The sequence below is a fragment of the Paenibacillus dendrobii genome (genome assembly GCF_009807035.1).
Taxonomy (GTDB): Bacteria; Bacillota; Bacilli; order Paenibacillales; family Paenibacillaceae; genus Paenibacillus_AQ; species Paenibacillus_AQ dendrobii.
The window spans coordinates 329,506-343,745 of record NZ_WUBI01000003.1 but is presented as its reverse complement, the minus strand read 5'-3'; the positions used below and the strand labels follow the sequence as shown (position 1 = coordinate 343,745).

Annotated in this window: 18 protein-coding genes; 13 read left to right on the top strand and 5 right to left on the bottom strand. The window is 51.2% G+C overall.

The features are described 5' to 3' along the window. Positions 1 to 88 precede the first annotated feature (88 nt). A complete protein-coding gene (locus GRF59_RS19765; protein WP_160499731.1) occupies positions 89 to 838 on the top strand; it encodes a MerR family transcriptional regulator in 750 nt (249 codons plus the stop codon). A gap of 440 nt (positions 839 to 1,278) precedes the next feature. On the opposite strand, the gene GRF59_RS19760 is transcribed toward GRF59_RS19765, so the two are convergent. Beyond that, on the bottom strand, positions 1,279 to 2,589 hold the full coding sequence (locus GRF59_RS19760) for an outer membrane protein assembly factor BamB family protein (protein WP_160499436.1): 1,311 nt from the start codon (positions 2,587 to 2,589) through the stop codon (positions 1,279 to 1,281). 384 nt (positions 2,590 to 2,973) lie between these two features. On the opposite strand from GRF59_RS19760, the gene GRF59_RS19755 reads away from it, so the two are divergent. From GRF59_RS19755 to GRF59_RS19715, 9 genes are all read left to right on the top strand, one after another. Then, positions 2,974 to 3,189 carry a hypothetical protein gene (locus tag GRF59_RS19755; RefSeq protein WP_160499435.1) on the top strand — a complete coding sequence of 72 codons (216 nt, stop codon included), beginning with the start codon at positions 2,974 to 2,976 and terminating at the stop codon, positions 3,187 to 3,189. Positions 3,190 to 3,220: 31 nt separating this feature from the next. Further along, on the top strand, positions 3,221 to 3,922 hold the full coding sequence (locus GRF59_RS19750; protein ID WP_160499434.1) for a hypothetical protein: 702 nt from the start codon (positions 3,221 to 3,223) through the stop codon (positions 3,920 to 3,922). Then, a complete protein-coding gene (locus tag GRF59_RS19745) occupies positions 3,919 to 5,115 on the top strand; it encodes a glutathionylspermidine synthase family protein (RefSeq protein WP_160499433.1) in 1,197 nt (398 codons plus the stop codon). The genes GRF59_RS19750 and GRF59_RS19745 overlap by 4 nt, the downstream gene beginning before the upstream one ends. Further along, positions 5,116 to 5,784 (top strand): hypothetical protein, encoded by a 669-nt coding sequence (locus GRF59_RS19740; RefSeq protein WP_160499432.1) that lies wholly within the window; start codon positions 5,116 to 5,118, stop codon positions 5,782 to 5,784. Next, entirely contained in the window at positions 5,781 to 6,173 is a 393-nt protein-coding gene (locus tag GRF59_RS19735; RefSeq protein ID WP_160499431.1) for a DUF350 domain-containing protein, read from the top strand. Before GRF59_RS19740 ends, GRF59_RS19735 begins: the two co-directional genes overlap by 4 nt. 57 nt (positions 6,174 to 6,230) lie before the next feature. Then, positions 6,231 to 7,217 (top strand): potassium channel family protein, encoded by a 987-nt coding sequence (locus tag GRF59_RS19730; protein WP_341480113.1) that lies wholly within the window; start codon positions 6,231 to 6,233, stop codon positions 7,215 to 7,217. Between the two features lie 185 nt (positions 7,218 to 7,402). Then, positions 7,403 to 7,822, top strand: a complete 420-nt coding sequence (locus GRF59_RS19725) for a hypothetical protein (protein WP_160499429.1) — start codon at positions 7,403 to 7,405, stop codon at positions 7,820 to 7,822. 46 nt (positions 7,823 to 7,868) lie between these two features. Continuing rightward, entirely contained in the window at positions 7,869 to 8,369 is a 501-nt protein-coding gene (locus GRF59_RS19720; protein WP_160499428.1) for an NUDIX domain-containing protein, read from the top strand. 59 nt (positions 8,370 to 8,428) lie between these two features. Further along, complete coding sequence (locus GRF59_RS19715; RefSeq protein ID WP_160499427.1) at positions 8,429 to 9,196, top strand: hypothetical protein; 768 nt, start codon at positions 8,429 to 8,431, stop codon at positions 9,194 to 9,196. A gap of 139 nt (positions 9,197 to 9,335) precedes the next feature. Here the strand turns inward: GRF59_RS19715 and GRF59_RS19710 are convergent, their stop codons facing one another. Beyond that, positions 9,336 to 9,755 (bottom strand): GNAT family N-acetyltransferase, encoded by a 420-nt coding sequence (locus GRF59_RS19710; RefSeq protein ID WP_160499426.1) that lies wholly within the window; start codon positions 9,753 to 9,755, stop codon positions 9,336 to 9,338. A 328-nt stretch (positions 9,756 to 10,083) separates the two neighbouring features. On the opposite strand from GRF59_RS19710, the gene GRF59_RS19705 reads away from it, so the two are divergent. The 3 genes from GRF59_RS19705 (at position 10,084) to GRF59_RS19695 (ending at position 12,437) form a co-directional block, all read left to right on the top strand. Then, positions 10,084 to 10,497, top strand: coding sequence for a VOC family protein (locus GRF59_RS19705; RefSeq protein ID WP_160499425.1), 414 nt, complete (start codon positions 10,084 to 10,086; stop codon positions 10,495 to 10,497). 141 nt (positions 10,498 to 10,638) lie between these two features. Then, a complete protein-coding gene (locus GRF59_RS19700; protein WP_237391953.1) occupies positions 10,639 to 12,087 on the top strand; it encodes an amidase family protein in 1,449 nt (482 codons plus the stop codon). Positions 12,088 to 12,212: 125 nt separating this feature from the next. Further along, the gene (locus GRF59_RS19695; RefSeq protein ID WP_160499424.1) at positions 12,213 to 12,437 is read left to right on the top strand and encodes a hypothetical protein; all 225 of its coding nucleotides are present in this window, start codon (positions 12,213 to 12,215) and stop codon (positions 12,435 to 12,437) included. A gap of 28 nt (positions 12,438 to 12,465) precedes the next feature. Here GRF59_RS19695 and GRF59_RS19690 read toward each other — a convergent pair whose 3' ends face one another. The 3 genes from GRF59_RS19690 to GRF59_RS19680 all read right to left on the bottom strand — a co-directional run bounded on the left by GRF59_RS19690 (position 12,466) and on the right by GRF59_RS19680 (position 14,182). Next, positions 12,466 to 12,750, bottom strand: coding sequence for a hypothetical protein (locus GRF59_RS19690; protein WP_237391928.1), 285 nt, complete (start codon positions 12,748 to 12,750; stop codon positions 12,466 to 12,468). Positions 12,751 to 12,809: 59 nt separating this feature from the next. Beyond that, positions 12,810 to 13,778, bottom strand: coding sequence for an L-lactate dehydrogenase (locus GRF59_RS19685; RefSeq protein WP_160499422.1), 969 nt, complete (start codon positions 13,776 to 13,778; stop codon positions 12,810 to 12,812). Positions 13,779 to 13,924: 146 nt separating this feature from the next. Continuing rightward, positions 13,925 to 14,182: a hypothetical protein gene (locus tag GRF59_RS19680; protein WP_160499421.1), complete on the bottom strand. Its 258-nt coding sequence runs from the start codon at positions 14,180 to 14,182 to the stop codon at positions 13,925 to 13,927. Positions 14,183 to 14,240 lie beyond the last annotated feature (58 nt).

Genomic DNA, 14,240 nt, shown 5'->3' with positions numbered 1-14,240 from the left:
TAGACATAACATTAACTTTGGAATTTCCCCCTTGACCCTCCTCTTAGGTCAGACCTTAGACTGCTGTCAGAAGGGAGTGAAGCATATGATGCTATTCACAGTCAAAGAAGTATCCGATCTGTCCAAGGTGACGATTAAGACGCTTCATCATTACCACAAAATCGGCTTACTCCAGCCGGCCGAGATCAGCGAAGCGGGTTACCGCCTCTACGGGACGAAGGAGCTTGAACGCTTGCAGACGATTTTGTTTTACCGTGAGCTGGATTTCCCGCTGGAACAAATCGGTCAATTGCTCGATCGGGAGCCGGATCGGGCAGCGATTTTGGCGGAGCAGGAAAGCCTTATGCAGCAGAGACGGGAGAGATTGGACAGGATCATGGATACACTCAGGAAAACAAAAGCCAGTCTGGAGAGCGGTAAACCGCTGCCCCAGGAGGAACTGTTTGTCGGCTTTGAGGAGGAAGAGGCGTGGCGGGAAGCGCTGCAGGAGCAAACCGATTACCTCCAAGAACAATATGGGATAGAGCTTCAAACAGAACCGATCGATGTGCAGGAAATGAATGAGCAGGCTGCGGAGGCCGCGGCTTTCATGAGGGACATGACGGCCTCCCTGCAAGGCGGAGTCATGCACAATGATCCGCGAGTACAGGAATTGATTCGCGACCACCTGACGTTTATGAATGGTCATGGACACCAGGTATCTGCAGCCGATTTCGCGGCACAGACTTCTTTCTTCATGCAGGATGATTTTCATCTGAAGATGCTGGAAGGTCAGCAGATTGGTCTGGCTTATTACCTGAATGCGGCTGCGGAATCGTACGCCAAGGCGGAAGCCTAACAGTTTAATCACCAAAGGCAGAGGATAAACGCTACGGTTTATCTTCTGCCTTTTTTTGCGTCCCGTTATGCAACTCCACTTATCAGTAAGTTCGAAAGGTCAGTAAGTCCGAAAGGCCGTGACTCCACAACTTCTTCAGGTAGATGATCTTCTACTCTCTAATAGTTAACGGAACTTACATCTAATCCGGCTAAACCTTCATTTGATTAAATATTCGTTATCTGAGAGGGTAATATGATGAAACAGGGAAAGATCGTTTACTGGATTAGAAAAAAATCGTTTGAGACTTCTTATGTTGGAATCTATCAATAAAGAGTGCGCCTTAACATTATTCGGGAGATGTGATGCAGCAATAAGATATCACTTCAGTGCGTTTACGAAAAGAGAAAGAGGCGAAGTCCGCCGCTTTCTCTTTTCGTCTATCCATATCTGCATCCCATTCATTGCAGCGCCTTCGGCACCGCAACCGCAATCAGCTTGCCGGTATCCTTGGCTTGAATGATCAGGGTATTGCCGGAACGGAGGGTTGGACCATAATTGCGGGCCCCTGTGTTGACGGTAAAAGCTGGAGCTGTAGTTTGCAGGTTGTAGCCATGGAAAACGCCGTCACTTTGCCCGATGTACACCCCATTGCCGTAAATATCCGTCTGAACGGGAGGGTTATCGGCTCCCCAGCTGACTTCCTGGCCATCCGCCAGTTTCATGCCTGTGATCCGATTCGCGGAGTAATCTATAAAAAATAACCTGCCAGCGTGCACCGATCCGGTCAGCCATCCGGAGTTATAGGGTTTGGCCCATTTTTGAACCGGCTTACCGTCCTTCTCATAATGACTGAAGTCATATTTCTGTATTGCATTTTCGGTGGTTAGGTAGAAGTCATTATTGATAAGCAGTGTGGAGCCGCTCACACCCTGTGTTGGTGTGCTGGAGTGCGCCCAGGAGTATACACGCGTTCCGACCTCTTTTCCTGTTTTTGCATTGAGGACGGAATAGGTTAGGCTCGGTATGTCGCTGACTTCGTCGAACATGGAGTACTCTACCTTGGAATAGACGAGTCCGTCCCTTACTGCAATCGGGGCTTCGCGTTTACCTGCTTTCCATAAGATTTTGCCCGTGCTTGTATCAAAGGCATTCAGCTGCGAGTACGAATATGCTCCAGAGATCGTATAGGACACGAGCAATACGCCATCCGATTCCATGCAGATATTGCCCCCGTAATCGGCCTGATCTTCCGCCGCTTTCCAGCGCTGCTTGCCCGTGGCTGCTTCGAGCGCGATGATGGCATTTTTCTTGGTAACGTAGACGGTATTGCCGATGACAACAGGGGAGTTTGAATCGGACAGGCCTGCGGCTGTCTGCCAAATAGCTTTGCCGGTCTTAACGTTAAGGGCATACACGCTGCCATTCTCCGTAATGCCATATGCGCTGCCGTTCACGTATTGGATGGAAGGCTTCAAACCGCTGCCATACGTAAATGACGTCTTGCCAGTAGCCAGATTCAGCGCGACCAGCTTTTTTCCTGAAAAAGAGAGGATTCGTCCGTCATCCGTCACGGTCCCATTCGATCCCGGATCGACGGCTGCCGTCCATAGCGATTTTTGCAGCGGAGCCTTGATCTTCTCGCCGAACGAAGAACCGTAAGAAACGGCAGGAGCATCGGCATGTGTAACAGGAACGGAACCTGCTCCGCATAACATGGCTGCAGCGATGGCGGATACCGCTCCGGCACGGAACAATTGAGTTGCATTCAATATTATCTACCTCTTTTCTTGATATGTTTATAGTGAGATTATGTGATGGCACCAAGTAGTAGTTTCATATATTAAACGTTTTAACCAAAATAAGGTTGCTGAACTACTGCGCGAAATCAAGTTAAGATTAAACCTGACCCGATAAGACCCGTAATAGTTTTCAGGGGGAAGTCATCGTTAAACGAATCATGCGAATGATGCAGAACGGAAAATTGACAATATTTCATTGCGTTTCTGATGGAGAGGTTTTATTCTGATAGATGCGTGATTCCATATTCTGTGAAATGACTTTGATGAAAACATGCGCTTCGTACTGGAACGGACCGCTGATTTCTTACGTATCAAATGACATATGCAATCACTTGAACAGGGGAGGATATAGACATGGGTAATGATATGAGCGTGATCTTAACGGAAAAAACGCCAAGCGGCGATCTTCGTCGTATTGAAGAGCGCAGCTGGAGCATGAATATGGTTGCTGCACTTGAGCACGTCAATTATCTCGTTGTTGGAGGCCAGGAATACGAGGCTATTGAGGGAAGATTGAACGTGGATGAGGGCAAGCTGGAGCTTCTGCTCGTACGGATCCGCAATGAATAGCTGCACAAACGCATGAAGGGAGGAATGAGACATGAAGAACGAACAACAGCCTCAGGATAAAGAAAAGACGGTTTCCAAGCTGTTTACGCCGGAAGGCAAGCCGGTGCGCGTCTTGTCTACATCGCTGGGCGTAGCGCTTCTCGCGAATGCGTTCCTGTTATCGGGAGCAACGGCTGCAGAAGCCACTACCGGATCGGCGGATGAGCCGAAGCTGGTCTCCTGGTCGACGGAGGAGGTAAAGGCGTACTTCGATAAAAACGCCGATTGGAACATTCCTCTTCCCGAGGAAATCGAGAAGGATGACCAGACGCAGTCCGGAACCACAGGTAGTACCGGTAACGGAGGCACGACCGTCATCAATAATTACGGTACCAGCCACTCCGGTTTCGGATGGGATGACCTGCTGCTGTATCATTTCTTGTTTAACAGCGGTTCAAGCTATCGTCCAAGCACATATTATGACAACCGCCGCACCTATTACACAGGCACATCGCAAACCTACAAGCCGCGTTCCTATTCGAGCAGCACATTTCAAAATAAACCGGTCGTCGGCTCCAGAGTCACGCCTAAAACCTCCAGATCGACCGGATCGATTACGCGGCGCGGAACGTCATCAAGCTCCGGCGGCATTGGCGGCAAATCCAGCGGTTACAGCTCGTCCGGCAGCTCCAGCTCGAAATCAAGTATCTTTTCGGGCTCGAAATCGAGCTCGAGGAGCGGGTTTGGCGGATGACCGGCCCTGTGTTTGAAGTACTGGCACCAGGCGGGCATGACCGCAAGGAACGGGTGGAACTGCTTAGCAAGATGGGGTTCACCTGGGCGAATATCGATGATGAGGAGTATTGGCTCGATCAACTGGTCGTCATGAACCGGGAAACCTATCAGGAACTGGAGGAGGCGTCGGCTTGCCTGTGGCGCATTTTGGACCGGACGGTGCGTTACGTGCATGGGAACCGGCATCTTTATGAGCTGATCGGCATCCCCGAGATTTTGTGGGATATGCTGGACATCTGTCCGCTGCCTGAAGAGAACCAGATCAGCCGTTATGCCCGGTTCGATTACGCCGTCTCGCATGACGGGAGCATCAAGCTGTACGAACTGAATGCGGATACTCCGACAGGCTATGTGGAGGCTTCCGTTGTCACGCCATGGATGTGCCGGGAAGCCGGCATCGATTCGCCCAATGTACAAATGAAGGGGCTAATAGCGGAAGCCTGGGGCATGGAACAGCCGGATACGGCGGCCTGCATCGCCTATGGCGAGCATCTGGAGGATTCCGGAACGATTGATGCACTTGTACGGCATAGCGGCCTGGATATTCAGTGTGTAGATTGCCTTGAGCTGTCCATCGACCACGGAATCGTGAAGGATGGAACAGGACGCGAAATCAAGCGCATGTTTGCCCTTTATCCGAAGGAATGGATGGCCGTTGATGACGCGGGGGATGCGCTGGCTTATTCCATTGAGACCGGCAAGCTTGAATTGTTTAATTCGCCGCACAGCATTCTTCTGCAATCCAAGGGTCTGTTGGCCGCAGCCTGGGGGCTCTATGAACTGGGGATTTTATATAACGATGGCGAACGCGAAATAATTGAAAAATATATTTTGCCGACCTACAACAAGCCCGTCTTTTCAGGAAGCTATGTCTCCAAATCCATGTTTGGACGCGAAGGTGGATCGGTTCAGATGTTCGATAGCGGGGGAGAGCTCGAGATCAAGGATGAGGATGGCTTTGACACCAGCGAGCTGTTTCCTTCTGTCTATCAGTTGAGGGCAAACCTTCCGGCAATCCCCACGGTCGTGGGAGAACGCCGCTTGTTGACAGGCATGTTCATGATCAACGGCAAACCATGCGGGCTGCTCGGCAGAGCTGGCGGGTTGATTACAGGAAATACGAGTCATTTTATAGCGATTGGAGTGAGATAGATGGCAAGAAACCGGAATAGGGAAAACCGTTCACCCAGAACCCCGTGGAGGCTTGCTGCCGGTTTGATCCTTACGATGCTGGCGATGCTCCTGCTGAATGCATGTTCCGACAATGAGAGCTCTGTATTCCACACGAATTCCTCCTCGGAGGAGGCGCTGGATAATGTGGCGCGGGTGCCGTGGGATTACCGGATCGTCGAAAGCAGCGTCGGGGACCTGATCGGCAGCGACATGACGATTTTGCCGGACAATGAGCTGATACCCAATGATGAGAACTATGCAACGGGAGACAAAATTTGGGCTTTGCAATACATGGATGCGGAAATGACCACGGATACGAATCAGCGTAACAACGTGCAGCTGTCGGCCTGGAGCACGATCAAGACCTTCAAGACGCAGGCGGATGCCAAAAAAGACATGGCCAACCTGAAGGTGCCCGTGACCACGGAAATCGATCTCGTCGGGGTGTACAAAACGCAATATCAGGATAAGACGCGGAATTTCGCCGTCCTTGAGCTGCCTTCCGGCAACCGGATCAAACAGCCGATTGATGATGACCGCTACAAGAGTCTGGAGAAGAAAAAGAAAGTCTCCGTCAAGTTGGAGGAAATACATGATTTTGCCGATTATGATTCGGCCTATGCAAAATTCAGGGGGTGGGCGAGTTGACCGTCGTCGTTAATCTAGTCGTAAGTGTACTTGTCATCATTGTGCTGCAGCTGCTTGGGATGCTGATCTTCAGCTGGATGACGCCGTTTAAGGATATGGAAGAGTTGAAAAAAGGAAATGTGGCGGTAGGAATCGCACTCGGAGGGAAATTCCTCGCTACGGCTATCGTCCTTGGGGTTGCGGCATTTACGAATACGTCCATCTGGTTTCTCGCGATGTGGTTTGCCGTCGGTTATGTATGTCTCGTGGCGGCGTATTGGATTTTTGAGCTTGTGACACCAAGCTTTAATATCGCCGACATGCTGCAAAAAGGCAACGTGGCAGTAGCCACATTGCTGTGCATGGTATTCATCGGAACGGCCTTTGCGGTCAGCAGTCTGATTGTTTAAACGATCGCTTCGGAAAGGGGTAGGCAGTTGCATTTTTTTCTCCGGTTTTCCACTCGCATGATGCGGATGCGCAAAACGACCATTGCTCTTATTATTTTTATTTTCGTGACCGGCAGCGCAACCGTAGCTTACATTCTGGAGCCGTCTACGTTTCACAGCTGGTTTAATGCCTTGTATTGGGTCATGACGACCATGGCGACCGTGGGGTACGGCGATTTTTTCGCCGCGACCGTCTGGGGCAAATTGTTCACGCTGTTTCTCTATATTTTCGGCATTGGACTCCTCAGCTTGGTCATTGGCAAAGTCATTGATTCCATAGGCAGCATTCAGCGGCAGAGGGAGGCGGGAAATTTGAATTATCACGGCCGGGATCAGGTTATTATTATCAATTGGAGCAAGAAGGCGAAATCGGCCGTTCATGAAATTCTAACGTATGATGAAAGGGCTCAAATCGTCATTATTGACGAGTTGGAACGACATCCGCTGGAGGAGCAGCATCAGGTGCATTTTGTCAGCGGTGATCCTTCGGCGGAGGATATTTTGCGGAAGGCTGGGCTTGAGAAGGCTAGAGCGGCAATCATATTCGCGGATACCCGGATCGAGGAGACCTCGCTGATCGACGGCAAATCACTGATGATCGCTTCCAGTATTGAGCGGATCGCACCGGAGGTACATACCACCGTGGAGGTTATGCATGAGAAACATATTCAAAACTTTCGGTTTGTGCAGGTCAATGAATTCGTATTATCGCATGATGCGATTTCCAGTCTAGCCGTGCGGGCAGCTTTGCAGGAAGGCAACTCCGCTGTCATCAGCCAGCTGATCAGCCGCGAGCAGGGGGATGATATTTATGAGGTTCCCCGTACCCGCGAATGGCGCACCTATGGAGATGCCTTTCAGGATTTGCTCCGCCAGGGAGCGACCCTGCTGGCCGACCGCAGTGATATGTCCATCAACCGCAAGCTGAATGATCCCATTCCCGCGGATGCACGCTTGTATGTCGTTTCGGATGAGGCGACATACCGGCGCATAGCAGGTAAATAAGAAAAATACAGAATCAGGAAGGATTCGCCCGGCGGTTTGTGGAAGCAAGCCACAGGGCCTTTTTTTATCCAAAAATCGACATCGGCTTTTCAAAAGGGAAGGGTTTAGCAGCCTGCGGCATACATATAAGAGGGACGTATCCCCATGAAGCATCAGAAAAGGCCGATTCATAAGGAGGAATTCGGATGAATTTATATCCTTACAAGAACTTGACCCAATGGTTTGCCACTACCTTGTTTTTACTAGGTTTCTGCTGTCTTCAAATTCTCTTGCAGATTCAAATGCACGGAAATCCGGCTATAGCCGGTATGTTTTTTGTCATGGGATTGGGTTTCGTAACGCTGGCTATTTTTATTGGCGCAGATTTATTCGCGAAGAAGCAAGTTGTCTGCGAAGGTAAAGTCATCAATAAGGAAAATAAAATCGTGCATATTTTGACGATCGAAGAGAAACTGAAACGCATCAGAATAGGGCAACCGGATGTATTCGAGAAACTGGCGGCGAATCAGAAAGTAGAGTTTACATTGACCCATTTCACGAAGATGCCAGTCAGCATTCGGATTGTGGAAGTGCCAGAGGAGCAGGAGGAAAGCGGCAGCAGGTAAAGATAAGCCAAGCGACACATTTTGAAGATAAAAGGGAGCATACAACATGAATCCATCAATATGGGAACTTTGGAATGGACATAAGGTCAAGCTGACCTGGATCGCGGGAGCGGAGCAACCAGATCCGGCGCTGGTCACCAGCGTGCACGGTATATGCCTGTATCAAGATCATGTTCTGGCAGTCCATGTGCAGGGGAGGGGATTTAATCTGCCTGGAGGGCATGTGGAGCCTGGGGAAACGCCGGAGGCGGCCTTTCACCGGGAAGCGCTCGAGGAGGGCAGCGTGAAAGGAACGGCGGTATATCTCGGGAAAATGGAGGTCAATCACGAAGAGGATGAAGGCTTTGATCCGAACGGGAAATATCCGATGATTGGCTACCAGCTGTTTTACTGGATGGATATTACCGAACGGCTGCCCTTCAGCCGCGAGCACGAGTGCCTGTCCCGGATCTGGGTGGAACCTACGGAATTCGAGCATGTCGTGAATGAGAATCGATTGATCGGTCTCGTATTGGAGGAAGCCTTGCTGCGGGATGGGCAGCCTTGATGGCAAATAGCAGAAGCAGCGGCTAATCATCATCTGGAAATGACGGGAGGAGATGACGCATGAGAGCGCCGGAGCACATCTTGCGGGTTTGGCACCGTTTTGACGGTTATCCAATGGAGACGTTGACCAAGGCCTGGTACAGTCTGCAGCCGGGAGAAGGAGGCCAGCGGAGCGTTCCTGAAATGAAGGAGCATCGAGAGCGCTATGGCATCACGGGCAATTGTTTTGATCTGGCGATCTGGCTGCTGGATGACTATCGAGCGGAAGGCATTACCGCTTATGCGGTCGGGCATGACCTGGGGTCGCCGATGGCCCATGTTGCCGTTGTGGCGGAGGATGAAACAGGCAGACGGTATTTCTGCGATCTGGGAGATCAGTGGATACAGCCTATTTTGGTAGATTACGAACCTTATGCCGACTCCAAGGAAGCGCATGAAGGCTTTATTACGGGCGGACGCATTCAGGTATCTTTGGATGCTTCAGCTCAGCATGTGGAGTTCAGCTATGTCAGAACGGGCGGGAAAATGAGCAAGCAGTCCTTTCATCTCGCGCCTATTGCCATGGAGAATCTGTTGGCGGCCGCGGATCATTCCCAGCGTTTGCTCCGTCACCCGCTTGTGGAGCATCGATTGTATCTGCCGGGTGAAGTGGTGCACTGGGAGTTTGACCGATGGACCAGCTTCTTCAGCCGGAACGGAGGACTTGATAGAGAGGCACAACTGCACAGCAATGAAGAATGGGCGCAGCGCATCCATCGCATCTCCGGGATCGACTTTCAGGTTGTGCTGCAGGCTTTGAACATCTACTCTGCCCTGACGGTTGAATGAATGCAGCTCCGCTAGAAGGTGCGAGCGGGCCGCTTTGCATCATCGTCTCCCGATATCCTTCAACGAGAAGAACACAAGCACCTCTCGATTTGAGAGGTGCTTGTGTATTTGCCTATCCTAATGAAGATGGAAATATAAGTTATGACCCCGTATTACCGGATTGATGCTCATAGTTCCGAATCAGCATCCCTTGTGCCTTCCTCATGCCAAGCCCTGCGTAGAACTCCTGAAGATCCGGGTCGCACAACAGGTCAACCATATAAATACCTTTCAGCTTATCTAACATTCGATGGGTGAGCTCTTTTCCGATACCCTGCTTTTGATAGGAGGGTACGACTTCCAGCAAAGGAATGTAGGCCGTCAACACCTTGTCGGACAGCGCCGTAATGAACCCGACAACGTGATTGGTATTTTCATCGATTGCTAAAATGACGTAAGTAGCATTGTGAAGAATCCGGATAAAGGTTTCGGTTGAAGGCGGATTCGGCCATCCGTCGAAGAAGCCTTCCGCAAAGGATGCTTCGGTGATATGTTGCATATGTTCCTGATATTGAATCATAGAAATCCCCTGCCTTTAAGAGAGATATGTATCTGATTATTAACCTAGATATAAGAATAAGGATTTGCTGGTAAACGTGCTAGGAATGAAATGGAAAATGAAATGGAATACCAAAAGATCTCCCATTGTCTCTTAAAATTCGTTGCGTGCGCATGGTTACCGCTATGAGACAATCATTATAACCATTCTTGGCATGGCGTCACAGCCGCGATTGCTGATATGATGAATTGAAGTAAATGGTTTTTTTGCGCACGGTGAAGTGAACGAAAGAGCCATGCCGAAAAAATTAGGACAATAGTACATAGTCAAGCTCGAGGAGGGCGTTCATATGAATCAACCATGGACCGGCCGCATGCCTGCGGTTCAATTCCGCACTGCGCGGCCGACACATCAAATCGAGAAAATCACCGAATTTTACCGGGATGGCCTCGGACTGCAGGTGATCGGCTCCTTTCAAAATCATCAAGGCTACGACGGCGTCATGTTCGGCATGCCGGACCACGCTTATCATTTAGAATTTACGCAGCATGAGCATGGGACCGCTGTGCCGCCGCCTTCCGAGGACAACCTTCTTGTATTTTACATCCCGGATCAAGAGTCGAGAGACGAAATTGCAAACAGGCTGCACCGGATGGGCTACCCGGCGGTGCCCTCAGAGAATCCGTATTGGGACGTGAACGGGATTACGATATGCGATCCGGATGGCTGGCGAATCGTTCTGCAGAATACAAGCGGAATTTGAGGGCTGTACGTATTGAACGGGATTTAATAATATGTGGACCTAGCGGATATCTGAATTAGGCCCATTTAATCGATGAGGTGAGGTCAATTGGAGAGTATATTGAATATAGAAGAGTGGATCATAGAAGCCGACATCCTTGGGATGCAAGCAGCGATGGAATCGGGCGAGATGAGCTCTGAGGAGCTTGTTCGGGCTTATCTGAACCGCATAGAACGTTATGACGAAAAGCTGAGATCCGTCATTGAGGTCAATCCGGATGCGATCAGCATTGCTAGAGCGCTGGATGACGAGCGGTTCGAAAAAGGAAGCCGGGGGCCGCTGCATGGCATTCCCCTGCTCCTGAAGGATAACATTGATACGCACGATGCGCTGCATACCAGTGCGGGAACGCTGGCCTTGGCGGAGCATGCCGCTGCGCAGGACTCATTCGTAGCCGCACAGCTGCGCAAGGCAGGCGCCGTTTTCCTCGGGAAAGCGAACATGACCGAATGGGCCAACTTTATGGCACACGGGATGTGGGCCGGATACAGTACGCGCCGCGGGTTGTGCCTGAATCCGTATGGTCCGGGAGAGCTGTTCATCGGCGGCTCGAGTTCCGGCTCGGGAGCAGCGGTAGCTGCCAATCTAGCGGCCGCGGCCATAGGTACGGAAACATCCGGATCAATCATCAGCCCGGCCAGCCAAAACATGCTGGTAGGCATCAAGCCCACGGTAGGACTGGTCAGCCGCTCCGGTATCATCCCGATTACCCGTACCCAGGATACCGCAGGGCCGATGGCCAGAACCGTCACGGACGCAGCGATTGTGCTGGGGGCGATGACGGGCGTAGATGAACGCGATGATTATACGACATCGAGCCAGGGACATTTTTTAACGGACTATACGCCATTTCTGGATGCTTCGTTTCTGAAGCAGGCGCGGATCGGCATTCCGCGGTTTTATTACGAGGGACTTGACCCTGAGCGGATGCAAATTCTCGAGAATGCGATCGAGGTGCTGCGCAGCGAGGGAGCGACGATCGTTGACCCGGTGGAGCTGCCGTGTCAGGAGACCAAGTGGAACTGGAATGTTCTGCTCTATGAATTCAAAAAGGGCGTCAACGACTATCTCCTGCAACTGCCAAGCAGCATCCCTGTCCATTCGTTGGAAGAGGTCATTGCGTTTAACAACGAACATGCCGAAGAGTGCCTGAAATACGGGCAAGGTGTATTGGAAGAATCCGAGGCGACAAGCGGAACTCTGTCGGAGCCTGAATACCTGGATACCCTCCGCTTAAATACGGAAATGTCGCGTGCGCAAGGAATCGATGCTGCTCTTGAGAAGCATAAGCTGGATGCCCTTCTGTTCCTGGGCTGCGATGAAGGAGACGATATTGCGGCCCGGGCGGGATATCCGGTCATTACCGTTCCGGGAGGATATGCGCAGGACGGCATTATTGCCCCTGGCGGCTACATTACCAAAGGTCCGGCAGGCATTACTTTCATCGGGACGGCTTACAGCGAGCCGACTTTGATTAAAATCGCTTACGGATACGAGCAGGCGACGAAACATCGCGTGCCGCCGGAGATGAACAGGCTGGATGAAGCTTAGCTTCGGGGATCCCTTAGAAACAGCTCGATAACCATATCGAGCTGTTCGTTATTGAAACTAAAGGAGACATACATGAGCAGCAAGTCGCGGACCAGCATGAGGAAAGATATGACTCGATCACGCAGTTGCTGTCATGCGCGACGATCAGAACTACGACCGTCCCTCAAAGCGGAGAAGAGCTGTCCCGGCAGGACATTCATCTCCAGATCCGGTACACCTTTCCGCAGGAGGCTCTTCGTCTGCTGAGGCAGAGCGGGTTTGAGGTGATGCATACCTACGGTGGATGGAAAAAGGAGCCGTTAACCTCGGCGAGTCCGGAAATGATCTTCATTTGCCGGAAAGCGGGTTAAGGCTCCTTAAAGGACAACGGTCGTTCAACTATCTTTGGCGGTTTCGCATTCGGATGCGGCGCAGCAGCACGAAGAGCACAGCTATTGGCGGCAGCAGCAGCGTGGCTTCTAGGGACTGGTGATACCACAATCTCTGTCCGATTTGAATGAAGAAAGCACAAATCGTAATCACGGCCAACAATATGACCGGATCGACGGATCGGTGAAACACTTTTTTGAACAAGAACTTCAAACCGAAATACGCTATAGCAAAATAAAATCCGCACATGAGGACGATGGCCAAGGCGACAGCAAGGAATACCAGTGGAATCAACTCCAATAACTTGGATTATATTTCCATTATACTCCTGCTGATCCGAATTCGAAAGACTTTTAGCCTTGTTGAATCGGTTCCAGTTCCAGTCCTTCCAGGTTGCGGCGGATGAGATCACAGGAAGTATGGAAGCGCTCCTGTTCATCCTCATTCAGCTTCAGTTCCAGCAGTTCCTGAATGCCGTCGCTGCTGATAATCGCCGGCACGCCGGCACACACGCCGTATTGGCCGTACTCACCATCGAGTATGGCGGATACGGCGATTATTTTATGCTCATCATTCAGGACGGAGCGGGTAATATGGGCAATCGCGCTGCCAATCCCGAAATGGGTCGAGCCCTTGCGCGTGAAAATCTCCCATCCCGCGTCCTTGGTTTTGCGGGCAATGTCGTTCAGATCGACATGCTTGAAACGTTCTTGATGCTGCGCCAAAATATCAAGTATCGGCTTGCCGCCGATGGTCACATGCGACCACGCCACGAACTGCGATTCCCCGTGCTCGCCGAGCGCATATCCGCTGACGCTGCGTGGATCGATGGAGAAAACGTCGGAGAGCAGCGTTTTGAGGCGGGAGGAGTCGATGGAGGTGCCGGATCCGATCACGCGGTGGCGCGGAAAGCCGGTCAGCTTCCAAATCATGTAGGTGACAATATCGACCGGATTCGCGGCGGTAATGAAAATGCCATTAAAGCCGCTCTCCACGATCGGGGTTACAATCTGCCGCGTAATTTCCGCAGCTTCCGCAAGCACATCCATCCGGTTCTGCCCCGGCTTCGGATTCGCACCTGCGGTAAGGATAACAACATCCACATCGGAACAATCCGCATAGGTTCCGGCATAGACCGTGGTGCGGGTATGTGTGAAATCTATACAATGCGACAGATCCAGGGCCTGGGCTAGCGCCCGGTCGTAGGTGCGGTCAATCATCATGATCTCGTCGCAGATGGACTGATTGATCATGGAGTAAGCGCAGCTCGATCCGACCATGCCGGAGCCTACGATGGCAACTCTTCTTCTTTTACGGTTCATAGGTCATCCGCTCCTTCAACACTATATTACATGAGGAATCCATGAAAATCCCATTACAGACGAAATCAGCCGAAATCGGCTGAAAACCGTCTCATACGAATAAAACCGGCAGCAACAGCTTAACCGGTTCCCGAGCGTACTATTCGTTAGGCCGCCGGACTCCATGGCAGATGCTGCAGCCGTTTTTTGCTGCGCCATACCGGAAATTTTCCGCCCGGCCCCACGTATTTGAACAGGTGCGTACCGACCGAGCTTCCCAAAATCGCGATAGCCTCGTGTCCGTTCACCCGTTTCAATCCCGCATAAAGTGCGGAGCTGAAAAGGATTTCCACCACCACGAACTTGACCAGTTCGGTCCGGGTAAACACCCAGACCGTAAATTCCGTAGCTCTAAGCCCTCGCATGCGTTCCTCCTTGCTTTCGTCATAAACTCCTTTTTAAGGATATCGTGGATGGCAAATT

What these genes read in the sequence shown, in the direction of transcription:
- GRF59_RS19745 (WP_160499433.1), top strand. Translation starts at nt 3,919, where the DNA reads ATGACCGGCCCTGTGTTTGAAGTACTGGCACCAGGCGGGCATGACCGC.
- GRF59_RS19730 (WP_341480113.1), top strand. Translation starts at nt 6,231, where the DNA reads ATGATGCGGATGCGCAAAACGACCATTGCTCTTATTATTTTTATTTTC.
- GRF59_RS19700 (WP_237391953.1), top strand. Translation starts at nt 10,639, where the DNA reads ATGCAAGCAGCGATGGAATCGGGCGAGATGAGCTCTGAGGAGCTTGTT.
- GRF59_RS19710 (WP_160499426.1), bottom strand. Translation starts at nt 9,755, where the DNA reads ATGATTCAATATCAGGAACATATGCAACATATCACCGAAGCATCCTTT.
- GRF59_RS19765 (WP_160499731.1), top strand. Translation starts at nt 89, where the DNA reads ATGCTATTCACAGTCAAAGAAGTATCCGATCTGTCCAAGGTGACGATT.
- GRF59_RS19715 (WP_160499427.1), top strand. Translation starts at nt 8,429, where the DNA reads ATGAGAGCGCCGGAGCACATCTTGCGGGTTTGGCACCGTTTTGACGGT.
- GRF59_RS19720 (WP_160499428.1), top strand. Translation starts at nt 7,869, where the DNA reads ATGAATCCATCAATATGGGAACTTTGGAATGGACATAAGGTCAAGCTG.
- GRF59_RS19705 (WP_160499425.1), top strand. Translation starts at nt 10,084, where the DNA reads ATGAATCAACCATGGACCGGCCGCATGCCTGCGGTTCAATTCCGCACT.
- GRF59_RS19685 (WP_160499422.1), bottom strand. Translation starts at nt 13,778, where the DNA reads ATGAACCGTAAAAGAAGAAGAGTTGCCATCGTAGGCTCCGGCATGGTC.
- GRF59_RS19750 (WP_160499434.1), top strand. Translation starts at nt 3,221, where the DNA reads ATGAAGAACGAACAACAGCCTCAGGATAAAGAAAAGACGGTTTCCAAG.
- GRF59_RS19740 (WP_160499432.1), top strand. Translation starts at nt 5,116, where the DNA reads ATGGCAAGAAACCGGAATAGGGAAAACCGTTCACCCAGAACCCCGTGG.
- GRF59_RS19755 (WP_160499435.1), top strand. Translation starts at nt 2,974, where the DNA reads ATGGGTAATGATATGAGCGTGATCTTAACGGAAAAAACGCCAAGCGGC.
- GRF59_RS19680 (WP_160499421.1), bottom strand. Translation starts at nt 14,182, where the DNA reads ATGCGAGGGCTTAGAGCTACGGAATTTACGGTCTGGGTGTTTACCCGG.
- GRF59_RS19725 (WP_160499429.1), top strand. Translation starts at nt 7,403, where the DNA reads ATGAATTTATATCCTTACAAGAACTTGACCCAATGGTTTGCCACTACC.